At 63.9% G+C, this 21711-nt stretch carries 23 protein-coding genes; 8 read left to right on the top strand and 15 right to left on the bottom strand.

The window, feature by feature from the left end:
- Positions 1 to 27: 27 nt before the first annotated feature.
- From B5M41_RS12325 to B5M41_RS12315, 3 genes are all read right to left on the bottom strand, one after another.
- Positions 28 to 1017 carry an ABC transporter substrate-binding protein gene (locus tag B5M41_RS12325; RefSeq protein ID WP_134648566.1) on the bottom strand — a complete coding sequence of 330 codons (990 nt, stop codon included), beginning with the start codon at positions 1015 to 1017 and terminating at the stop codon, positions 28 to 30.
- Positions 1018 to 1226: 209 nt separating this feature from the next.
- The gene (locus B5M41_RS12320; RefSeq protein WP_134648564.1) at positions 1227 to 1673 is read right to left on the bottom strand and encodes an RbsD/FucU family protein; all 447 of its coding nucleotides are present in this window, start codon (positions 1671 to 1673) and stop codon (positions 1227 to 1229) included.
- Positions 1674 to 1691: 18 nt separating this feature from the next.
- Entirely contained in the window at positions 1692 to 2711 is a 1020-nt protein-coding gene (locus tag B5M41_RS12315) for an aldo/keto reductase (protein WP_134648562.1), read from the bottom strand.
- Between the two features lie 180 nt (positions 2712 to 2891).
- Here B5M41_RS12315 and B5M41_RS12310 point away from each other — a divergent pair, with 180 nt between their 5' ends.
- On the top strand, positions 2892 to 3770 hold the full coding sequence (locus tag B5M41_RS12310) for a GntR family transcriptional regulator (protein ID WP_134648560.1): 879 nt from the start codon (positions 2892 to 2894) through the stop codon (positions 3768 to 3770).
- Positions 3771 to 3780: 10 nt separating this feature from the next.
- A complete protein-coding gene (locus tag B5M41_RS12305; RefSeq protein ID WP_134648558.1) occupies positions 3781 to 4872 on the top strand; it encodes a mannitol dehydrogenase family protein in 1092 nt (363 codons plus the stop codon).
- Here B5M41_RS12305 and B5M41_RS12300 read toward each other — a convergent pair.
- Positions 4866 to 5666, bottom strand: coding sequence for an aldolase/citrate lyase family protein (locus B5M41_RS12300; RefSeq protein WP_134648556.1), 801 nt, complete (start codon positions 5664 to 5666; stop codon positions 4866 to 4868). The two genes, B5M41_RS12305 and B5M41_RS12300, sit on opposite strands and share 7 nt — an antisense overlap.
- 70 nt (positions 5667 to 5736) lie before the next feature.
- Entirely contained in the window at positions 5737 to 7188 is a 1452-nt protein-coding gene (gabD, locus tag B5M41_RS12295; RefSeq protein ID WP_134648554.1) for an NADP-dependent succinate-semialdehyde dehydrogenase, read from the bottom strand.
- A 160-nt stretch (positions 7189 to 7348) separates the two neighbouring features.
- Here gabD and B5M41_RS12290 point away from each other — a divergent pair, with 160 nt between their 5' ends.
- Positions 7349 to 7942, top strand: coding sequence for a nitroreductase family protein (locus tag B5M41_RS12290; RefSeq protein WP_134648552.1), 594 nt, complete (start codon positions 7349 to 7351; stop codon positions 7940 to 7942).
- A 41-nt stretch (positions 7943 to 7983) separates the two neighbouring features.
- Here the strand turns inward: B5M41_RS12290 and gyrB are convergent, their stop codons facing one another.
- The 5 genes from gyrB to B5M41_RS12265 form a co-directional block, all read right to left on the bottom strand.
- The gene (gene gyrB / locus B5M41_RS12285) at positions 7984 to 10416 is read right to left on the bottom strand and encodes a DNA topoisomerase (ATP-hydrolyzing) subunit B (RefSeq protein WP_134648550.1); all 2433 of its coding nucleotides are present in this window, start codon (positions 10414 to 10416) and stop codon (positions 7984 to 7986) included.
- Between the two features lie 136 nt (positions 10417 to 10552).
- Positions 10553 to 10930: a helix-turn-helix domain-containing protein gene (locus tag B5M41_RS12280; protein WP_134648548.1), complete on the bottom strand. Its 378-nt coding sequence runs from the start codon at positions 10928 to 10930 to the stop codon at positions 10553 to 10555.
- The gene (locus B5M41_RS12275) at positions 10927 to 11493 is read right to left on the bottom strand and encodes a Smr/MutS family protein (protein ID WP_134648546.1); all 567 of its coding nucleotides are present in this window, start codon (positions 11491 to 11493) and stop codon (positions 10927 to 10929) included. Before B5M41_RS12275 ends, B5M41_RS12280 begins: the two co-directional genes overlap by 4 nt.
- Positions 11480 to 12595 carry a murein transglycosylase A gene (mltA, locus tag B5M41_RS12270; RefSeq protein WP_134648544.1) on the bottom strand — a complete coding sequence of 372 codons (1116 nt, stop codon included), beginning with the start codon at positions 12593 to 12595 and terminating at the stop codon, positions 11480 to 11482. The genes B5M41_RS12275 and mltA overlap by 14 nt, the downstream gene beginning before the upstream one ends.
- Before the next feature lie 9 nt (positions 12596 to 12604).
- Complete coding sequence (locus B5M41_RS12265) at positions 12605 to 13306, bottom strand: Tim44/TimA family putative adaptor protein (RefSeq protein WP_134648542.1); 702 nt, start codon at positions 13304 to 13306, stop codon at positions 12605 to 12607.
- 80 nt (positions 13307 to 13386) lie between these two features.
- Here B5M41_RS12265 and B5M41_RS12260 point away from each other — a divergent pair, with 80 nt between their 5' ends.
- The gene (locus B5M41_RS12260; protein WP_230640066.1) at positions 13387 to 13908 is read left to right on the top strand and encodes an FxsA family protein; all 522 of its coding nucleotides are present in this window, start codon (positions 13387 to 13389) and stop codon (positions 13906 to 13908) included.
- Positions 13909 to 13978: 70 nt separating this feature from the next.
- Positions 13979 to 14455, top strand: coding sequence for a protein-export chaperone SecB (gene secB, locus B5M41_RS12255; RefSeq protein ID WP_134648540.1), 477 nt, complete (start codon positions 13979 to 13981; stop codon positions 14453 to 14455).
- A 79-nt stretch (positions 14456 to 14534) separates the two neighbouring features.
- On the opposite strand, the gene dnaQ is transcribed toward secB, so the two are convergent.
- Genes dnaQ through B5M41_RS12230 form a run of 5 tightly spaced genes read right to left on the bottom strand, consistent with a single transcriptional unit; the run spans position 14535 to position 18173 of the window.
- Positions 14535 to 15239, bottom strand: coding sequence for a DNA polymerase III subunit epsilon (dnaQ, locus tag B5M41_RS12250; protein WP_134648538.1), 705 nt, complete (start codon positions 15237 to 15239; stop codon positions 14535 to 14537).
- Positions 15240 to 15290: 51 nt separating this feature from the next.
- Positions 15291 to 15878, bottom strand: a complete 588-nt coding sequence (coaE, locus tag B5M41_RS12245) for a dephospho-CoA kinase (protein WP_134648536.1) — start codon at positions 15876 to 15878, stop codon at positions 15291 to 15293.
- The gene (locus B5M41_RS12240; protein WP_134648534.1) at positions 15878 to 16735 is read right to left on the bottom strand and encodes a shikimate dehydrogenase; all 858 of its coding nucleotides are present in this window, start codon (positions 16733 to 16735) and stop codon (positions 15878 to 15880) included. Before B5M41_RS12240 ends, coaE begins: the two co-directional genes overlap by 1 nt.
- On the bottom strand, positions 16728 to 17327 hold the full coding sequence (locus tag B5M41_RS12235) for a Maf-like protein (protein WP_134648532.1): 600 nt from the start codon (positions 17325 to 17327) through the stop codon (positions 16728 to 16730). Before B5M41_RS12235 ends, B5M41_RS12240 begins: the two co-directional genes overlap by 8 nt.
- A gap of 24 nt (positions 17328 to 17351) precedes the next feature.
- Positions 17352 to 18173: a pyruvate, water dikinase regulatory protein gene (locus tag B5M41_RS12230; RefSeq protein WP_134648530.1), complete on the bottom strand. Its 822-nt coding sequence runs from the start codon at positions 18171 to 18173 to the stop codon at positions 17352 to 17354.
- Between the two features lie 478 nt (positions 18174 to 18651).
- Here B5M41_RS12230 and hemE point away from each other — a divergent pair, with 478 nt between their 5' ends.
- The 3 genes from hemE to rho all read left to right on the top strand — a co-directional run bounded on the left by hemE (position 18652) and on the right by rho (position 21602).
- The gene (gene hemE, locus B5M41_RS12225) at positions 18652 to 19614 is read left to right on the top strand and encodes a uroporphyrinogen decarboxylase (protein WP_268998334.1); all 963 of its coding nucleotides are present in this window, start codon (positions 18652 to 18654) and stop codon (positions 19612 to 19614) included.
- Entirely contained in the window at positions 19611 to 20150 is a 540-nt protein-coding gene (gene hemJ, locus B5M41_RS12220) for a protoporphyrinogen oxidase HemJ (RefSeq protein WP_134648526.1), read from the top strand. Before hemE ends, hemJ begins: the two co-directional genes overlap by 4 nt.
- Before the next feature lie 186 nt (positions 20151 to 20336).
- On the top strand, positions 20337 to 21602 hold the full coding sequence (gene rho / locus B5M41_RS12215; RefSeq protein ID WP_134648524.1) for a transcription termination factor Rho: 1266 nt from the start codon (positions 20337 to 20339) through the stop codon (positions 21600 to 21602).
- The last annotated feature ends 109 nt before the right edge of the window (positions 21603 to 21711 follow it).

Raw genomic sequence — 21711 nt, 5'->3', positions numbered from 1 at the left:
GTGGCAGGGCCGCGAAGGCCCGGCCGATCAGTTGACCTTCGGGTTCAGCAGGGCGTCGATCTTGGGATCGGCCATGTTGTCCTTGGTCACGAGGTTGGCGCCGGTATCGACGAAGGTCTCGACCTTCTCGCCCTTGGAGACGGCGAGCGCCGTCTTCACGCCGTCATAGCCCATGCGGTAGGGGTCCTGCACGACGAGGCCGGCCAGCACGCCCTCCTTGAGGAAACCGACGGTCTTTTCGTCGCTGTCGAAGCCGATGACCTTGATCTTGTCGCCGAGCTTGTTTTCCGCGATCGCCTGGCCGACGCCCTGCGCCATGATGAGGTTGGAGGCGAAGACGCCGACGAGGTTCGGATTGGCGGTGATGAGGTCGGTCATGATGTTGAGGCCGGTCGTGGCCTGGCCGTCCGCATACTTGTCCGCGACCACCTTGAGGCCCGGATACTTGGTCTTCACCTCATCCAGGAAGCCTTCACGGCGCTGGTCGAGCGAGCCGACGCCGGGAAGGCTGGTGATGATGGCGATGTCGCCCTCGTCCTTGCCCGTCGCGGCCTTGATGGCGGCGGCGAGGCCATCGGCGGCGATGCGGCCGCCCTGGACGTTATCGGTCGTCAGGAACGAGGTGAAGGCCTTGGAATCCGCCGACGAGTCGATGCCGATGATCGGAACGGACTTCGCGGCTTCGTCGATCGGCTTGCCGAGCGCCTTGAATTCCGTGGGCGAAATGACCACGGCGGCGGGTGCGCCGGCCACCGCGTTTTCGAGAATGGTGATCTGGCCGTTGATGTCGGCTTCCGACTGGGCGCCGAGTTCCGGCACCTTGACGCCGAGATCCTTGCCGGCCTGGCGCGCGCCGGCCAGCACGATCTGCCAGTAGAAGGAGGTGGTGTCCTTCACGATGATCGGAATGGTGACTTCCTGCGCGAAAGACGGCGCCGGGGTCATCGTGGCGAGGACTGCGGCACCCGCAAGCGCGGTGAAGGCGCGGCGGGTCAGAAGCGATCTTACAATGCTCATCTGGTTTCTCCTCTCAGGTGCTTCCTGTCCTCCTTGCGGGATCGGGTTGCAGGAAGCGAACAACTCGATCTTTTATCGATAAAAAACATTTATCGTTGCAAGCTACACCCGCTTCCATGCCTTGGCAAGCGGGGCATTTCTCTCTCGGAAACCTTGTTTTCCAGCACTCCAGTCCATGCCCTCGTCCTCCCAAACGACGGCGTCGGGCCCTAGACCCGGACGGATTCCTGCGGGTGTACGACACCCATCTTCAAGATCAGATTGCCATAAAGACGGGCTTCCGTCGTGGCCACAATGCAGGCCGCCTTGCGCGCCATCTCGTAGAAGGCGAAACGCTCGACCGGATGGATCGTGAAATCGCCCGCATGGCGATGCACGACCTCCTGAAAGGTGGCGCAGACCTCCGGCACCGCACCCGGATCGCCCACGACCTCCATGCGCCAGGCGGCCTTCGGCACGAAGGTATCGAGCGGCATGTGGGTCAGGATCGCCTCGGCCATCGCGACGGCATCCACGCCATCCGCGCGCACGACCCTGGGCCCGAGGAACGTCACCGGAAAATTGGCATCGGCAATGACGATATCGTCGCCGTGGCCCATCGACCGCAGCGCATGCAGCAGGTCGGGACCGAGCAGGGGATGAATGCCTTTCAACATGGGTTTCGACCTTCCACGCTATTGCCGCACGGCCTCTTGCCCGAGTTCGGGCGCGACCAGCGTATACGGCTCGAAAGCCGGGTAAATGTTTTGGGGCAGCGGCGCGCGCGCCAGCTGCATGTTCCGGCGCAGGCTCTCGGGCCGCGCAGTGCCGATGAGGATGGAGGCGACGGACGGGTTTTCCAGCGGGAACCGCAGCGCCGGCGCGGCGAGCGGCACACTGTTCCTCTCCGCGACCTCCACCATCGCGCCGACCTTGGCGGCGACGTCCGATGTTGCCGGCATGTAATCGAAATGCGCGCCTTCGACCGGCCCGGTCGCGAGAATGCCGGAATTGAACACCCCGCCCACCACCAGCGACGTTCCCCGCGCCGCGCAGAGCGGCAGGAGCGCGCTCTCGGCCGTGCGGTCCAGCAGTGTGTAGCGTCCGGCGAGCAGGATGCAGTCGAGATCGGCGTGGCGCATGACATCGAGGCAGACCGGCACCTCGTTCACGCCGAGCCCATAGGCCTTGATCGCGCCCGACGCCTTCAGTTCCGACAGCGCCTTCAGGCCGGAATCGAGCAGCTGGCGCAGATGGAAGGCGTTGCGTTCGGCACCGTGCGTATAGACCCCGATATCGTGCACATAGAGGATATCGATGCGGTTGAGGCCAAGGCGTGCATGGCTGAGTTCCACCGAGCGCATGATGCCGTCATAGCTGTAGTCGTAGCGCACATCGAAGGGCAGCGGATCGACATAGCCGTAGTCCGGCACCTTGTCGTCGGCGACGGGAACCATGATGCGGCCGACCTTGCTGGACAGCACATAGCTTCCCGACGGCTTGTCGCGCAGGAAATCGCCGGTGCGGCGCTCCGCCAGGCCGAAACCGTACCAGGGCGCGGTATCGAAATAGCGGATGCCCTCGTCCCACGCCGCTTCGAGCGTCGCCATTGCCGCATCGCGCGGGCAGGCCCGGTACAGGCCCCCAAGCGCTGCCGTGCCGAAACTGAATTCGGTGACGGCAAGGCCGGTGCGCGCGATGGTGCGTGTCTTCATGGATCCTCCCGGGCGGCGTCCTCCCGCCGGCTATTTGTCTTTTATCGACAATAGACAGATCGTCGTCAATGGGTAATATGAAGTCCCAACGCAACAGGACGGCGCGCACCCCGCCAGGACATCTGGCCATTCGCCCGCTCAGCCGCTAAGGGGCGCAGGACACAACGAACGGCAGCATTCATGGCCAAGCAGAACACCGTCTTCAAGGACGCCTTCAACCGCTGCCTCAAGCTTCTGGAACAGACGGCGAGCCTGCCTTCGGAACCGGAACTGGGCGCCACGCTCGGTGTGAGCCGCACCACCGTCCGCGCGGTGCTCGGGCGGCTGGAGGAAGTGGGCCTCTTGGCCTGGGACAAGCGGCGCAAGATCGTGCTCCGCAAGCCCGTGGCGGCCGACTACTTTCCGACGGAAGAGACGGATTCGCTTTCCGAGATCATCGAGCGCAGCTTCATGCGCCGGATTCTCGATGGCGGCGCCCAGCCCGGCATGCAGATCAACGAACTGGAACTTGCCCGCGAGATCGGCATCGGCACGACGGGTGTGCGCGAATTCCTGATCCGCTTCAGCCGCTTCGGCCTGATCGAGAAGCGGCCCAACAGCCATTGGGTGCTGAAAGGCTTTACCCGGGAATTCGCGCTCGAACTCACGGAGGTGCGCGAGATCTTCGAGCTGCGGTCGGCGGCGGCCTTCGCGCATCTGCCGAAGGATCACGCGGCCTGGCAGGAGCTGGACGCCATCGAGGCCGTGCACCGTGACATCCTGGCCGACATTGACAATCGTTACCTGGATTTCTCCGAGCTTGACGAGCGTTTCCATCTTCTGGTGCACCGCGCCTCGCGCAACCGTTTCATCGTCGATTTCTACGACGTGATCGCCATCGTCTTCCACTATCACTACCAGTGGAACAAGACGAATGCGCGCCAACGCAATGCCCGCGCGCTGGAGGAACACCTGGCCTATATCGCGGCCTTGCGCTCGCGCGACCCGATCGAGATCGAGCTGGCCTGCCGCCAACACCTGAAATCCGCCCGCGAAACCCTGCTTCAGTCCATCAACTGACGGAGCCGCCATGGCCACGCCGATCCTGCAATTCGGAACCAGCCGCTTCCTCCAGGCGCATGCCGACCTCTTCGTCGACGAGGCCCTGAGAAGCGGCGGCGCGCTCGGCCGCATCACGGTGGTGCAGACCACGGGCGCGGCGGAACGCGCCGGCCGGCTCACCGCACTTGCGGCTCCGGGCGGCTATCCCGTCGTCATCCGTGGCCGCAAGGACGGCCGCGACATCGAACGGCGGCAGCAGGTCGAAAGCATCGCCCGCGCGCTTTCGACGGCAAGCGACTGGGACGCGGTGCGCCAGGTGTTCCGTGACGAAGCCGCCGTGATCATCTCCAATACCGGCGATACCGGCTATCGGGTCGAGGCCGACGATCTGCGCGATGCGGTTCCCGCGTCCTTTCCCGGCAAGCTGCTGGCCCTTCTCCAGGCGCGCTTTTCGGCGAACGGCCGGCCGCTCACCATCCTGCCCTGCGAGCTGGTGTCGCGGAACGGCGACGTGCTGAAGCGGATCGTGCTGGAACTCCAGGCCGATCTTTACCCGGATTCCGCTTTCCGGGATTGGCTGGCGAACACCGTCATCTGGGCCAATACGCTGGTCGACCGGATCGTTTCCGAACCGCTCGAGCCGGCGGGCGCAATCGCCGAACCCTATGCGCTCTGGGCGATCGAGGCGCAGCCGGGCCTCACCCTGCCCTGCCGCCATCCCGACATGGTGCTGGTCGACGACCTCATGCCTTTTGAAAAGCTCAAGCTGCACATCCTCAATCTCGGCCATACCGTTCTGGCGGATATCTGGATGCGGGAGAGCCGGCCGGCCGACGAGACGGTGAAGGCCATTCTGGCCGATCCCGCTGTTCGCGCACGGCTTCTCTCACTCTATCGCGACGAAGTCGTTCCCGGTTTTGCCGCGCACGGCCTTGGCGCAGAGGCCGAGGCCTATGTTGCGGCAACGCTGGAGCGCTTCGACAATCCGTTTCTGGCGCACCGCCTGCGCGATATCGCGAACCATCATGCGGAAAAGCGTGCCCGCCGCATCGGCGATTTCCTGGCCTGGAGCCCGTCCGTCCCGATGCCGGGACTGGCGGCCATCGCCTGCGGTCAGTAACCGCCGCCGCGCGCCGCCGGAGCGGCTTCGCCGAGAAACTGGCGACGCAGGTCGCCCACGGCCGCGACAAGGCAGTTGACGTCGGTGCCGATCGCCATGAAATCCGCGCCGAGATCGCGATAGACCGCAGCCTGCGGCAGCGAGACGGTCATGATGCCGCGGGCCTTGCCATGGGCCTTGATCCGGCTAAAGGCATGGGTGATCGCGGCCAGCACCTCCGGCGCGCCGGGATTGCCCAGATGGCCCATGTCGGCGGCGAGGTCGGACGGGCCGATGAAGACGCCGTCGACACCCTCGACCGTCGCGATCTCGTCGATGGCGGCGAGGCCTGCACGGTTTTCCACCTGCACGATGAGGCAGATCTCGTCATTGGCGGTGGTCACGTAATCCGCCACGCGGTTGAAATCGCTCGCCCGGCCAAGGCCCGCGCCGACACCGCGGATGCCGTGCGGCGGATAGCGCAGCGCCCGCACCAGCGCCCTGGCCTGTTCGGCGGATTCGACCATGGGAATGAGGAAGGTCTGGGCGCCCTGATCGAGCAGCTGCTTGAGAAGCCAGGCCTCACCCATCGGCGGGCGAACCATGGCATGCGTCGGCGTATGGCGCAGCGCGCCGAGCTGGGCGCCCATCAAGGGCACGTCGTTGGGGCCATGCTCGCCGTCGATCAGCAGCCAGTCATAGCCGCTGGTCGCAAGGATTTCGGCCGCATAGGCGTTGCCGAGCGCTGCCCAGAGCCCCAGCTGGAACCGGCCTTCGCGCAGCGCGGCCTTGAAGGTGTTTTTCGGAGCGGACACGGTCTTTCCCTTCTTCAAACGCAAACCGGCCGGCAAGCGCCGGCCGGAAACATCAAACCCTTGCCTGATCTCAGCCGATACCGCCGAGGCAGACATATTTGATTTCAGTGAACTCCTCGATGCCGTAGCGCGAGCCCTCGCGGCCGAGGCCGGAGAGTTTTACGCCGCCGAAGGGCGCTTCGGCCGTCGAGATGAGGCCGGTATTGACGCCCACCATGCCGTATTCCAGCGCTTCGGCCACGCGGAACACCCGCGACAGGTCCTTGGCATAGAAATAGGAGGCAAGGCCGAACTCCGTATCGTTGGCCTGCACGATCACATCGTCCTCGTCCTTGAAGCGGAAGAGCGGTGCGACCGGACCGAAGGTCTCCTCGCGCGCCACCGCCATATCGGGCGTAACGCCGGCAATGACCGTTGCTTCATAGAAGGTGCCGCCCAGTTCATGGCGCTTGCCGCCCTGGATGACCTTGCCGCCCTTCCTGACGGCATCGGCCACATGCTCCTCGACCTTCTCCAGCGCGGCCTCGTCGATCAGCGGCCCGAGGATCACGCCCTCGTCGAAGCCGTTGCCGGTCTTCAGCTTGCCGACGGCGGCCGCGAGCTTTTCGGAGAAGGCATCATAGACGCCGTCCTGCACGTAGAGGCGGTTCGCGCAGACGCAGGTCTGGCCGTTGTTGCGGAACTTGGCGATCATCGCGCCCTCGACGGCCGCATCCAGATCGGCATCGTCGAAGACGATGAAGGGGGCATTGCCGCCAAGTTCCAGGCCGAGCTTCTTGATGGTCGGCGCGCACTGCTTATAGAGCTCGGCGCCGATTTCCGTCGAGCCGGTGAAGGTGAGCTTGCGCACGGTCGGATTGGCGGTCAGTTCCGCACCGATCTCGCGGGCCGAGCCCGTGACGACGGAGAACAGGCCGGCGGGCAGGCCGGCGCGCTCGGCCAGCACGGCAATCGCAATGGCCGAGAACGGCGTCTGCGAGGCCGGCTTCAGCACCATGGCGCAGCCGGCGGCGAAGGCCGGGCCGGCCTTGCGGGTGATCATCGCATTGGGGAAGTTCCACGGCGTGATGGCCGCGACCACGCCGATCGGCTGCTTCATCACGAGGATGCGCTTGTCCTTCTGGTGGCCGGGCACGATATCGCCATAGAGACGGCGGGCTTCCTCGGCGAACCACTCGATGAAGCTTGCGCCATAGACGATCTCGCCGGTGGCTTCCGCCAGCGGCTTGCCCTGTTCCAGGGTGAGGATGCGCCCGAGATCGTCCTTGTTCTCGATCATCAGGTCGAACCACTTGCGCAGCACCGCAGAGCGTTCCTTGGCGGTGCGCGCCGCCCAGCCCTTCTGGGCTGCCGCGGCCGCGTCGATGGCCTCCTTCGTCTCCGCAGCACCGAGCTTCGGGACATAGCCGACCAGCTCACCCGTCGCCGGGTTCTTCACCGCGATGCCGCTCCCATTCGCTTCGATCCAGCGTGTGCCGACAAGGGCTGCCTGGCGCAGCAGGCTCGGGTCTTTCAGGCTCATCGGTAATTCTCCCATGTCACGATGCCATCCGGTCTTCGACCAGTGTTATAGGGCGTCAGCCACCCCTTCGACAATGCGACAGACATGCAATTTTGGCGCTTCGCAGCGGCCGGGCGCGGGTCTAATGTTGCAACGCACAGTCTGACATTCGAGGTTCGCAATGACCCATCCGACCGGCCGCAAGGCCGACCACACCATCGATCCGATCTTTCTCGACCGCTGGTCGCCCCGCGCCTTTACCGGCGAAGCCATGCCGCAGGAGACGCTGCTGTCGCTGTTCGAAGCCGCCCGCTGGGCGCCGTCGGCCGCGAACAGCCAACCGTGGCATTTCGTCTACGGCCACCGCGGCACGGAAGCCTTCGACACGATCTTCAACACGCTTTTCGAGGGCAACCGCCGCTGGGCAGACAAGGCCTCGGTGCTCGTCGCCATCGTGTCGCAGACCCATATTCCCAATGCCGAAGGCGAGTTGCGCCCGGCCTTTACCCATGCCTTCGATACCGGCGCGGCCTGGGCCTATCTGGCACTGGAAGCGACGCGCGCCGGCTACTATGCCCATGCGATGGGCGGTGTCGACCGGGAGGCCCTGAAAGAGGTTTTGGGCATTCCCGACAATTTCCGGGTGGAAGCAGCGCTTGCCATCGGCAAGATCGCACCGAAGGAGACGCTGCCGGAAGACCTGATGCAGCGCGAAGTGCCGAGCACGCGCAAACCCGTCACGGCCTTCATTTCCGAAGGCAAGTTCTCCGCCTGAGCCCGATATGAAAGAGCCGCCCCGCGGGCGGCTCTTTGTCATCAGATATCCAGGTTGGCGACGCTCAGCGCGTTTTCCTGGATGAAATCGCGCCGCGGCTCCACCTCGTCGCCCATCAGGCGGGCAAACAGGCCGTCGGCGTCGGTGGCGTCGTTGACCTTGACCTGCAACAGCGAGCGGACGTTCGGATCGAGCGTCGTTTCCCACAGCTGTTCGGCGTTCATTTCACCTAGGCCCTTGTAACGCTGCATGGACAGGCCCTTGCGGCCGGCGGCGAAGACGGCGTCCAGAAGGGCGCGCGGACCGGTGATCTCCGTCTGGCCATCCTTGCGGCGCAGCACCGGCGGCACCGCGTAAGTTTCCTTCAGGCGCGCGGAGAGCTGATCGATATGGCGCGCATCGGCAGAGCCGATCAGGGCCATGTCGAGATGGGCGAATTCCTTGACGCCGCGCACCATGCGCTCGAACCGCAGGCCGCCATCGGTTGCGACGGAGCCCTCCCAGCCACGCTCTGTCTCCTCGGCGATGATATCGAGGCGGCGGGCGACTTCCGTTGCCATGACGGCATAGGCATCGCGGTCGTGGCTGGTTTCGAGGTTCAGCGCGCCGGCAATGGCGGCCTGCTCGATGAGATCACGGTTGTAGCGCGAATGCAGGCCTTCAAGCAGCGTGCGCAGGCGCAGCGCATCCTGGATGAGCTCCATGATATCGCGCCCGACGCGCACTTCACCCGTCGAAAGCTCCAGCGCCGCATCATCGAGGCCGGTGCCGATCAGGTAGTCTTCCAGCGCCTTTTCGTTTTTCAGGTACTGGCTCGATTTGCCGCGCGACACCTTATAGAGCGGCGGTTGCGCGATATAGAGATGGCCGCGCTCGATCAGCTCCGGCATCTGGCGGAAGAAGAAGGTGAGCAGCAGGGTGCGGATATGGGCGCCGTCCACGTCGGCGTCCGTCATGATGATGATCTTGTGGTAGCGCAGCTTGTCGGCGTTGAACTCGTCCTTGCCGATCGACGTGCCGAGCGCGGTGATCAGCGTGCCGATCTCCTGGCTGGAGAGCATCTTGTCGAAGCGCGCGCGCTCCACGTTGAGGATTTTCCCGCGCAAGGGAAGAATGGCCTGGTTCTCGCGCGAGCGGCCCTGCTTGGCCGAGCCGCCGGCCGAATCGCCCTCGACGAGGAAGACTTCCGACTTGGCGGGATCGCGCTCAGAGCAGTCGGCGAGCTTGCCGGGCAGCGAGGAGATGTCGAGCGCGCCCTTGCGGCGCGTCAGTTCGCGCGCCTTGCGGGCGGCCTCGCGGGCGGCAGCGGCCTCGACGACCTTGCCGATCAGCGTCTTGGCATCGGCCGGATGCTCTTCCATCCAAGTGCTGAGCGCCTCGTTGACGAGGCTTTCCACGACGGGACGAACCTCCGACGACACCAGCTTGTCCTTGGTCTGCGAGGAGAATTTCGGATCGGGCACCTTCACCGAGAGAACGGCGGTCAGGCCTTCGCGGCAGTCGTCGCCGGTCAGCGTGACCTTTTCCTTCTTCATGATGCCGGAGCTTTCGGCATAGGAGACGACCTGACGCGTCAGCGCGCCGCGGAAGCCCGCCATATGCGTGCCGCCATCGCGCTGGGGAATGTTGTTGGTGAAGCAGAGCACGTTCTCGTGGTAGCTGTCGTTCCACCACATGGCGACTTCGACGGTAATGCCGTCCTTCTCGCCGCGGATGGAGATCGGCTTGTCGACCAGCGGTTTCTTCGCCCGGTCGAGGAAGGTCACGAAGGCTTCGAGGCCGCCTTCGTACATCAGCTCGTCCTGCTTGATATCCGAATGCCGGCGATCGGTCAGGAGGATGCGCACGCCGGAATTGAGGAAGGCGAGCTCGCGCAGGCGGTGTTCCAGCGTCGAATAGACGAATTCGATATTGGAGAATGTCTCGGTCGAGGGCAGGAAGGTGACTTCCGTGCCGGTCTCGTTGCCGGCATCACCCGTTACGGCCAGCGGGCCGTCCGCGACGCCGTGGGTGAAGGACATTTCGTGGATCTTGCCGCTGCGGCGGATCTTGAGCTTGAGCTTGACGGAGAGCGCGTTCACCACAGACACGCCCACGCCGTGCAGGCCGCCCGAAACCTTGTAGGAGTTCTGGTCGAATTTGCCGCCGGCATGGAGCTGGGTCATGATGACCTCGGCCGCCGACACGCCCTCTTCCTTGTGGATGTCGGTCGGGATGCCGCGGCCGTTGTCCGTCACCGTGACGGAACCATCCGGATTGAGCGTGACCGTCACGATATCCGCGTGTCCCGCCAGCGCCTCGTCGATCGCGTTGTCGACGACTTCGTAGACCATGTGGTGCAGGCCCGAGCCGTCATCGGTGTCGCCGATATACATGCCGGGGCGCTTGCGCACCGCGTCAAGCCCCTTCAGAACCTTGATCGAATCTGCGCCATACTCGGCCGGGCCGTTTTCGGTCTCGGGTGTGTCAGTCATACAAACGTCTTTCCAGAGGTTTCGCGAAACGCGGGAGGCGCGGCGAATCACCGCTTTCCAAGTCCCTGAATATAGGGATTTTGGACCCAAGTTCCAAATCGGAGAGCACCGAAAACCGGCAGAATTCAGGGTATCTTCAGGGTTTTACCCGGGAATTGCACGCTTTTTCGAGAATACCCGCCAGACGGCGGACGGTCGCGGGTGGCAGATTGCGGATCTCGGCAGAAAGCCGGTTGGCAAAGGCGGTGTATTCCGGCGGAAGACCCGATGTATCCACCACCACGCGGGGGTCGGAAATCTGGGCGATACGGAACAGTTCTTCCGCCTCGTCCCAGATGACGTTGAAGTAACCGGCGACGCGCTGGAGGAAATCGAAACTCGGCGTGCCGCGCTTGCCATGCTCCAGCGCCGAGAGGTAGGCCGGGCTCACGCCAAGGGCCGCCGCCATCTCCTTCTGCGAGACGCCCTTGCGGTCGCGCAGGTGGCGCACGGCCTTGCCGAAGGGCGTGGTCATCGCTTTTCCCCCGGCTGGCGGGCGAGCCGGACATAGAGCGCGCCCTCGCCGCCGTGATTGCGCGCGGCCGGCTCGTAGGACGAGATGAGCGGCCGAAATTCCGGCAGGGAGAACCAGAGCGGCACCGCCCGCTTCAGCGCGCCGTCGCTGCCGAGCGACGTGCCCTTGCCGGTGATGACGAGCACATGGCGCATGCCGCGCTCGTGGGCGCGGATAAGGAAGCCGAGCAGAAAGCCGTGCGCCTCGCTCTGGACCATGCCGTGCAGGTCGATGCGCGCCTCCAGCGCCAGGCGGCCCTTGGCGATCTTGCGCTTGACGGGAAGCTCAAGCGGATGGTGCCTCGTCTCCTTGCCGCGGCCGGCGCTGAGCGCGATGCCTTCGCCGGCCGGCTTCTCCGCCTTGGCCTTTTTCGGTGCGGGGACCGGCTGTTCCCCGGCGGTCTCGATGAAGGCCGCCTCGAATTCGCTCAGCGCGTCAAGCTTGCCCGGCATGGCGCGCGTGCTGCGCGCCACCTTGCCCCACAGAATGCGATCCTCGCTGGAAAGGTTCTTATCCTTCGGCATGCAGGTAGCGCTCCGCTGCCGCCCGGGGGAGGAGAATATGGAAGGTCGCGAGGTTGCGGACATGGCCCGCCAGCGCGCCCGCCGCGTCGCCCGATCCGGTGAAAATATCGCCGCGCGCCGGCCCGACGATGGCCGTGCCGGTGTCCAGCGCCAGCATCAGCCGCCGGAACGGCTTGCCGCCGTCCATATGGGTGAGGCTGTCGCTCGAGATGAAGAAGGGCAGGCCGAAAGTATGGATCATGCGGTCGACCGCAAGCGAGCGTCCGGCGACCAGCGGCACCTTGGCGGCGGCTATCGGCCCGAGTTCGATATCGTCGACTACGGCCTCCTTGAAGAAGATGAAGGAGCGGTTGTGCCACAAGACGGCATCGACCTGGTCCTCATGGCGGGCGAGCCAGTTGCGGATCGAGGCCATCGAGACGGTTGCCGCATCGATCTCCCCACGGTCGATCAGGAGCTTGCCGATCGGCGAGAAGGGATGGCCAGACTTGCCGGCATAGGTGATGCGCTTGAGCGTGCCATCGGGGTAGACGAGCCGAGCCGCGCCCTGCACATGCGCGAAGAACACGTCGACCTTCGACCGGGCATAGGCGATTTCCAGCCCGCGCCCCGCAAGAAAACCGCGCTCGATTTCGCCGCGATCCGGATGCTCGACGATGCCGCCCCCGGTCTGAAGGCCGAAGGCGTAGCCAGCCGGAAAACCCGCCGGCCGATTGTCGTCGTCGATATCCACCAGGTCGTCCGGCCGGCGATAGAACGGATAGCGATATTCCGCATCCGGCTCGGCACGCACGGCCACTTCCGGCTCGTAGAACGCGGTGACGAAGCCGGGCGCACCATCGGCTTTCTCGATCAGGAACGGAATGGTGTGGGCCTCGAAAAAGGTGCGCACGGCGTCCGCGCCTTGCGGGTCTTCGGCGACCACCGCATCCAGCAAGGACAAAAGCTCGCCGGCGGTGATGCCGAGCGAGCCTGTCTTGTAGGGCTTGACGTCGCGGATATGGTCGCGACAGCGGCGCATGGCCGCCATCAGCGGTGTCGGATCGTCCTCGTCCCAGCCGGGAATCGCGGAAAACCGGGCCGGAACCAGACGGTAGTCCATGACGCGTGCTCAGCCTTCCGATTCGGTGGCGATCAGTTTCCAGTTCGGATCGCGCGAGCGGGTGTCGCGGGCGAAGGTCCAGAGGTCGTTGACCTCGGCCACCGTGTCCGCATCGCCCTCGACCAGCTTGCCTTCCTTGTCATAGGTGGCGGAAATCAGCTGGCTGACGATGCGCAACGTGATGTTCGCCTCGCTGTCCTTGACCTCGGCGCCGACGATATCGGCCTTCTCGATGCCGACGAACGAGGACCGCACGACCTCGCCCTTGCTCTCGCGCTCGGAAATCGCGGCGTCGAAGCCTTCATAAACCTCGCGGGAGAGAAGATTCTTCAGCGTCTTGCGGTCGCCATCGGCGAAGGCGACGACGATCATCTCATAGGCCATGCGCGCGCCGTCGATGAATTTCTTCGGCTCGAAGGACGGGTCGGTCTTGGCGAGCGCCCGCAGCGGCTCGTTGAGCGGCGTGCCGGGCGCGGCATAGGCATCGATGGCGGCATAGGGGTTTTCATCCTCATCGAGGTCCCGCCGCGGCAAGGTGACGACCTTGCCGCGATCGGCCGAATCAGCCGGCTCCACACCTTCCCGCTTGGAATAGGGATCGAACGGCGGGCGCTCGTTACCGGTGCGGCGGCCGAGCACACTGCGCAACTGGAGAAAGATCACCACCGCAGCCACGAGGAAGAAAATCGTTACAAAGTCGAATGAGCCCATTATCGATCCGCTGCCGGTTCCTGTTTTTAGTTATCTTCCCCATATAGTCCGCAACGGCGGATCATTCAAATGGCGATGACGTGAATGCGCCGGCCATCTGCGCGCGGTATCGGCTGACGGAAATCTATGCGACACTGGAGACCATGTTGAGACTTCTCTTTGCGTTCTTCTTTCTTCTCTTGCCGCTGGCGGAAATCGCCTGCTTCATCCTTGTCGGACGGCGGATCGGACTGATGCCCACGCTCGGACTCGTCGTGCTCTCCGGCGTGGCCGGTATCGTGCTGATGCGCATACAGGGGTTCGGCGTGCTGGCCCGCATCCGCCAGTCCGGCCGGCAGGGCCGCGCGCCCGGCAAGGAACTGCTCGACGCCGCGATGATCCTGATTGCCGGCATCCTCTTCATCATTCCCGGCTTCCTGACCGATATCGTCGGGCTGGCGCTGTTTCTTCCGCCCGTGCGGACCTTTTTGTGGAACCGGCTGATGCGCAACATGGTTGTGGTGGATATCGGCAACATGCAGGGTGGAACGCGTCCGCAAACCGGACCGGACCGCACCATCGATCTCGACCGGGACGACTTCCATCGCGACGGCCGGCCCTGAGCCGAGGGTTGTAAGCCCATGGCCGAAATGCTAGATGGCCTGACTTTCCAGAGTCCCCGAGGATATTTCCATGACTGACGCAGCCACCCAGAACGACGCCGCGAACCCCTCGCTCAACATCCTTGCGCAGTATGTGAAGGACTTCTCCTTCGAAAATCCGGGTGCGCCGCGCTCGCTCCAGGCCCGCGACAAGGCCCCGGCGATCAATATCAGCGTCAATGTCAACGCCAACCCGCTGGCCGAATCCGATTTCGACGTCGTGCTTTCGCTGAACGCCGAAGCCAAGGACGGCGACAAGGTGCTGTTCAACGCCGAGCTGTCCTACGGCGGCGTGTTCCGCATCACGGGCTTCCCGCAGGAGCACATGCTGCCGGTTCTCTTCATCGAGTGCCCGCGCCTGCTCTTCCCCTTCGCCCGCCAGATCATTTCCGACGCCACCCGCAACGGCGGCTTCCCGCCGCTGATGATCGATCCCATCGATTTCGCGCAGATGTTCGCCCAGCGCATGGCCGAAGAACAGGTCAAGGCAAAGGTCCAGCCGAACTAAGCGGCCGAACCACACGCACACGAAAACGCCCGGCCACATCGTGACCGGGCGTTTTTCTTTGATCGGTCGTAAGCCGGATTCAATCCCCGTATCTGGCCCAGATGGCTTTCGCGCCCATCTTCTCCACCATGGCGGCATGGGCGGCGCGCTCCTCCTGCGAAAGGCGGGGCGCAAGGGGCCTCGGCCGTATGCCGAGCGGCTGGATGACCTCGTCGTCCGCTTCGACCAGGGTCTTGCGGCCATTTTCGGCGGTGCCGAGACCGAGCGCCGCCTGCCGGCCACCGATCATCTCGATATAGACTTCGGCGAGAAGTTCGGAGTCGAGGAGCGCGCCGTGCTTCGTGCGGTGCGAATTGTCGATGCCGTAGCGCCGGCAAAGCGCGTCCAGCGAGTTGGGACCCATCGGGTGCTTGCGACGGGCCAGCGCCAGCGTGTCCGTCACATATTCCATGGAGATGGGCGGCATGCCGAGCCGCTCGAATTCGGCATTGATGAAGCCCATGTCGAAATTGGCATTGTGCGCCACCCAGCGGGCGCCGGCGAAGAAGGTAGTGATCTCGTCCGCCACCTCGGCGAACGGCCTCTTGTCCTTCAGGAACTCATCTGTGATGCCGTGCACGGCAAGCGCATCCGGATGAACCTTGCGATCGCCCGGATTGATGAAGATGTGCAGCGTGCGGCCGGTCGGAAAATGGTTCTCCAGCTCAACGCCACCGATTTCGATGATGCGGTCGAGCTTGTTGTCGAGGCCGGTGGTTTCCGTATCGAAGATGATCTCGCGCATCCGTCCGTCGTCCTTTCATAGTCCTGGCCGCGCCTCATGCGCGCAGGCGGTTCACATCGGGGATGTGAGTTCCGCAATCACCTCTTCCACCTGTTTGCGCGCCGCTTCAAGCCCCCGGCCCGTATCGATGATGAAATCGGCCCGCCGGCGCTTCTCCGCGTCCGGCATCTGGCGCGACAGGATTAGTTGGAATTTCTCCTCGGTCATGCCGGGGCGGGCAAGGACACGCGCACGCTGCGTCTCTGGATCGCAGGTCACGACGACCACCTTGTCCACCCGCGCTTCGCCGCCGGTTTCGTAGAGCAGCGGGATATCGAGCACAACGAGAGGTACGCCCTTCTCCCGCTCCTTGGCGAGAAACGCCGCCTCACGCGCCCGCACGAGCGGATGAATGATCGTCTCCAGGTCGCGAAATCCGTCCGGCGCTTCGGCGAGGAGCGCCGACAGCGCCTTGCGGTCGATGACGCCATCCTTCAGCGCGCCGGGAAAACGCGCCGCCACCGGCTGCACCGCCTCCCCCCGATAGAGGTCGTGCACGGTCGCGTCCGCGTCATGCACGGGGATATCCAGATCGCGGAACATCGCAGCCGTCGTCGACTTTCCCGTGCCGATCGATCCGGTCAATCCCAGCACGATCATCAGTGCGCATCCATGTCGGCAAGCACGACGGCGCGCAGCGCCGCGTCGACCTGCGGGCGCACGCCGAACCATTTCTCGAAGCCCGGGACCGCCTGGTGCAGCAGCATGCCGAGGCCATCCACCGTCGCAAAACCCTGTTCCTGCGCCTGGTGCAGGATCGGCGTGACGAGGGGCACATAGACGATATCCGTCACGACCGCGCCGGGCGCCAGCGGCGAGAAATCGAAATCCGGCGCCGGCTCTCCTTCCATGCCGAGCGACGTGGTGTTGATGAAAAGCCCCGCCCCGCGCAAGACCTCGGCCAGCGCATCCATGGCATGCGCATGAACCCGCGGCCCGAACCGGTCGGCCAGTTCACGGGCGCGGGGTACGGTGCGGTTCAGCACATGAATTTCCCCCACGCCGCGATCGCGCACCGCCTGGATGATCGCCCGGCTCGCACCGCCGGCGCCCAGAACCACGGCTCGGTCCGCCCTGTCCCAGCCCGGCGCAAGCGCATCGAGATTGGCCAGGAAGCCGTAGCCATCCGTATTGGTGGCGTGAAGCTCTCCCTCGTCGAGCCAGAGCGTGTTGGCCGCACCGAGCTCCTCGCTCAGGGCATCCGGCCTGTCGGCCAGCTGGAAGGCCAGCTCCTTGTGCGGGATGGTGACATTCCCCCCAATGAAGCCGGATTCGCCGCTCTTGAGCCTTGATATGAAGCCGGCAAACTCAGTCGGTTCGACTTCCTGGCGCGTATAGTTTCCCGCGAGACCAAGCTTTTCCAGCCAGTGGCGGTGGATCAAGGGCGATCGCGAATGTTTGACCGGATAGCCCGTGACGAAAGCGCGGCGGGGGAATGTTTCACGTGAATCATGCATCAATGGCATCCAGATCGCGAAGTTTAGCCAGCAAGGGAAGCAGCGGCAGGCCGAGGATCGTGAAGTAATCGCCCTCGATGCGCTCGAAGAGCTGCACGCCCTCCCCCTCCAGCTGGTAGGCGCCGACGCTGGCCAGAACACGGGTTCCGACCCGCGCGAGATGGCGGTCGATGAAATCGGACGATAGCGGCCGCATCGTGAGATGGGCGACGGACACGTGACGCCACAGCACCGTCCCGTCCTGCACAAGCGCGACGCCGCAGTTCAGCGAATGGGTACGGCCGGACATGGCGGCGAGATGCGACTTCGCTTCCCCCATGTCGGCGGGCTTATGAAACACGCGGCCTTCCAGCGAAAGCGTCTGGTCCGAGCCGATCACCAGCGCACCGGGATTGCGGCCGGACACGTCGCACGCCTTTTCAACGGCAAGCGCCTCGGCAATTGCCTGCGGCGTCGGATTGCGTGCAGCAAGCGCGGCTTCTGCGGCGCGCTCGTCGATGGTCGCGGCCTCGGCCGTAAAGGCAAGGCCGGCATTCTCCATCAACATGCGGCGAAAGGGGCTTTGCGAAGCAAGGATGAGTGGCGGCGTCATGGCAATCTCCCGTTACCCTCCGCGTTACCGAAGCTTGGGACGAAGAGCAACGATGGCGGCGGCCGTTTCCTCGATCGAACGGCGCGTGACATCGATGACGGGCCAGTTGTTGCGGGCACAGATGGCCCGGGCGTACTTCAGTTCCTCGGAAATCTGCGCGCGGTCGATATAGTCGTCACCACGAAAATCCTGGGTCTGGCCGAGCACCCGGTTCTGCCGCACCTGGGCGATCCGGTCGGTGGTGGCGATCAGCCCGACGATCAACGGCCGCCTGGCCTCCGACAGGCGCTCGGGCAGCGGCACGCCGAGCACGATCGGCACATTCGCCGTCTTGATGCCCCTGTTGGCGAGATAGATGCTGGTCGGTGTCTTCGATGTGCGGCTGATACCGATGAGAATGACATCGGCCTCCTCCAGATCGAGCGGTAGCTGTCCGTCGTCATGGTCCATGGTGAAGTTCAACGCATCGATGCGCGCGAAATAATCCGCGTTCATCACATGCTGCGCCCCGACGCGACGGCGCGACGGCGCGCCGAGATAGGACTGGAAGAGATCGATCACCGGCTCCAGCACGGAGACACAGGGCACGCCCATTTCCCGGCAGCGCTGGTCGATGATTTCCGAAAGCTCGCGGTCGACGACGGTGTAGAGCACGATGCCGGGGGCGCCATCGATCGCCTCGAGCACCGGCATGAGCTGCTTGCGATTGCGAATCAGCGGATAGACGTGCTCCAGCGCCTGGGAGGACTGGAATTGCGCGGCGGCGGCGCGGCCGGCAGCGATCAGCGTTTCGCCCGTCGAGTCCGAAATCAGGTGCAAATGAAAGTAGTTCTTGGTGCTGTCCACATTATCCTCCGCCCCCTGTTGATGACGCGGGACAAAGCGGAGCTAAGAACGGCCGGCCGGCGGAGGCAAGAGGATAAGTGCCGACTTGTCCACAATTGGCGATCGGCGGGAGACGGCGCGAAAGGGCATGTGGATAAGACTCACGGCCATGGCATAGTGTCGCTGTTGCCCACAGCCTGTCCACAGGCATGCGGTTTTGGAGGCCTCGGCAATCCGTTTGATTCCAAAGAGTGAATCGGCTTTTCCGCGTTTTGCGCCGAGAATCTGCTTTCTCAGATCGCTTTGTCCCGGCCACAACCGCAACCGCTGGCTTTGTGTGGACGGGATTTAATCCTTGATAGTCACCGACTCTAAGAAATAGAAACCTCTTCAAAGAGATTATTTCTTGATTGGGAGAACCCCTCAGGTGTCTGTGAAAAGCCGGAAGATCGTCGATGTCCTGAATGGGAAGACGATTTCCCCTCCTCCCCTGTGGCTCATGCGTCAGGCCGGCCGTTACCTGCCGGAATACCGTGCAACGCGCGCAGCGGCTGGAAGTTTCCTTGATCTCTGTTATTCGCCAGAGCTGGCCACGGAAGTCACGCTCCAGCCGATCCGCCGCTATGGCTTCGATGCGGCGATCCTGTTTTCCGACATCCTCGTCATTCCCGATGCGCTCGATCGGAATGTCCGCTTCGAAGAGGGCCATGGGCCGCGTCTCGATCCGATCGATACCGACGGCATCTTCGCCCTGAAGTCGGACGGTGTGCAGCAGCACCTCACGCCGGTCATAGAGGCGGTGAGCCGCATCCGGCAGGCCCTGCCCGAGGAAACCGCCCTGCTCGGCTTCTGTGGCGCCCCCTGGACCGTTGCGACCTACATGATCGCTGGCCACGGCACGCCCGACCAGGCGCCGGCGCGGCTGTTTGCCTATCGCGAACCGAAGGCCTTCGCGCGTCTGCTCGATCTGCTTGCCGATCTCTCCGCCGATTACCTGGTCGCACAGATCGATGCGGGAGCGGATGCCGTTCAGATCTTCGATTCCTGGGCTGGCGTTCTCGGCGAAAAGGAATTTGCCGACTATGCCATCCGGCCGGTGCGGCGTATCATCCAGTCGGTCAAGGCGCGGCGGCCGCAGGCCAAGGTCATCGCCTTTGCCAAGGGGGCGGGCCTGCTCCTGAAGACCTATCGCCAGCAGACCGGTGCGGACGCGATCGGCCTCGACTGGTCGGTTCCGCTCTCCTTCGCGGCGGAACTGCAGAAGGAGGGACCCGTGCAAGGCAATCTCGATCCGATGCGGGTCGTGGCCGGCGGAAACGCGCTCGACGAGGGCATCGACGCCATTCTCCAGGCGCTCGGCAACGGACCGTTGATCTTCAATCTCGGCCACGGCATTACGCCGCAGGCCGATCCGGAAAACGTGACGCGGCTGGTGGCGCGGGTGCGGGGAGACGTCCGGTGACCGACAGGCAGACGGGTGACGATACGGGACGCCGCGCACGGATTCGTGCTGCCGCGGCCCTGACCGTCTTCGTCCTCGTGGCCGGCCTGCTGGTGCTCTTTCCGCCCGACGATCTCTATCTCTGGATCAAGGCGCTGCACATCGTGGCGGTGATTTCCTGGATGGCGGGCCTGCTCTACCTGCCGCGCCTGTTCGTCTATCACACGGATGCGCCTGCCGGTTCCCCGCAATCGGAAACCTTCAAGGTGATGGAGCGGCGGCTTTTCGGCACGATCATGCAGCCGGCAATGGCGCTTTCCTGGCTGCTCGGTCTCTATCTCGCATGGTCGGTCTACGGCTTCCAGGGCGGCTGGCTGCATGCCAAGCTCGCATTCGTGGTGCTTTTGACCGGCGTGCATGAATTCTACGGTCGCGCCGTCAAGGCGTTTGCCGAAGACAGGAACCGCAGGACCGGCCGGCAATGGCGCCTGTGGAACGAGGTGCCGGCGCTGCTGATGGTCCTCATCGTGATCATGGTCGTCGTCAAACCTTTGTGAGCCGCCGCGACAAATCGGACGAAATTCCAAAGCCCCCTTGCGAGCACGGGCCGGAACCGCTATTTTCCGCGCATCTCATCTTTCGTGGCATGTGTATTCGTTCAGTGAACTGCATTCTTCCCCTCGCAGTTCGTCCTTGACCCGCACGCCTTTTTCCATCCCGATGACCCGCAGCATGGACCATTCATGGCCGAAATGAAGCTACAAGACCTCAAGAACAAGACTCCGACCGACCTCCTAGCCTTTGCCGAATCGCTCGAGGTCGAGAACGCGAGCACGATGCGCAAGCAGGAACTGATGTTTGCCATCCTCAAGATGCTGGCCTCCCAGGATGTGGAAATCATCGGCGAAGGCGTCGTGGAAGTGCTGCAGGACGGTTTCGGCTTCCTGCGGTCGGCCAATGCGAACTACCTGCCGGGCCCTGACGATATCTACATCTCGCCGTCGCAGATCCGCCGCTTCTCGCTGAAGACCGGCGACACGGTGGAAGGGCCGATCCGCGGCCCCAAGGAAGGCGAGCGCTACTTCGCCCTGCTCAAGGTCAACACGATCAATTTCGACGACCCGGAGAAGATCCGCCACAAGGTTCATTTCGACAACCTGACGCCGCTCTATCCGAACGAGCGCTTCAAGATGGAACTGGACATCCCGACGTCCAAGGACCTCTCTCCCCGCGTCATCGACCTCGTTGCGCCGCTCGGCAAGGGCCAGCGCGGCCTGATCGTCGCCCCGCCGCGCACGGGTAAGACCGTTCTGCTCCAGAACATCGCCCATTCGATTACCGCCAACCATCCGGAATGTTACCTCATCGTCCTTCTGATCGACGAGCGTCCGGAAGAAGTGACGGACATGCAGCGTTCGGTGAAGGGCGAAGTGGTTTCCTCCACCTTCGACGAACCGGCAACGCGCCACGTCCAGGTCGCGGAAATGGTCATCGAGAAGGCCAAGCGTCTCGTCGAACATGGCCGTGACGTCGTCATCCTGCTTGATTCGATCACCCGTCTCGGCCGCGCCTACAACACGGTCGTCCCGTCGTCCGGCAAGGTCCTGACCGGCGGTGTGGATGCCAATGCCCTGCAGCGCCCGAAGCGTTTCTTCGGCGCCGCGCGCAATATCGAGGAGGGCGGCTCGCTGACGATCATCGCGACGGCGCTGATCGATACCGGCAGCCGCATGGACGAAGTCATCTTCGAAGAGTTCAAGGGCACCGGCAACTCGGAAATCGTGCTGGATCGCAAGGTCGCAGACAAGCGTATCTTCCCGGCCATGGATATCCTCAAGTCCGGTACCCGCAAGGAAGACCTGCTCGTCCCGCGCCAGGATCTTCAGAAGATCTTCGTGCTGCGACGCATCCTCGCGCCGATGGGCACCACCGATGCGATCGAGTTCCTCATCGACAAGCTGAAGCAGACGAAGAACAACGGCGATTTCTTCGACTCGATGAACACCTAACCTTCGTTCGGGTGAAAACATCCGATGGTCCCGCCCTCGTGCGGGGCCATTTTTGTTTGAGACCATATCGATTCTCGACCGAAACGAACCCTTTCGATTCGTATCCGGA

It is taken from the genome of Shinella sumterensis (genome assembly GCF_004514425.2).
Taxonomy (GTDB): Bacteria; Pseudomonadota; Alphaproteobacteria; order Rhizobiales; family Rhizobiaceae; genus Shinella; species Shinella sumterensis.
Note: the sequence above shows the minus strand (reverse complement) of the source record. Positions and strands in the feature narration are given on the sequence as shown.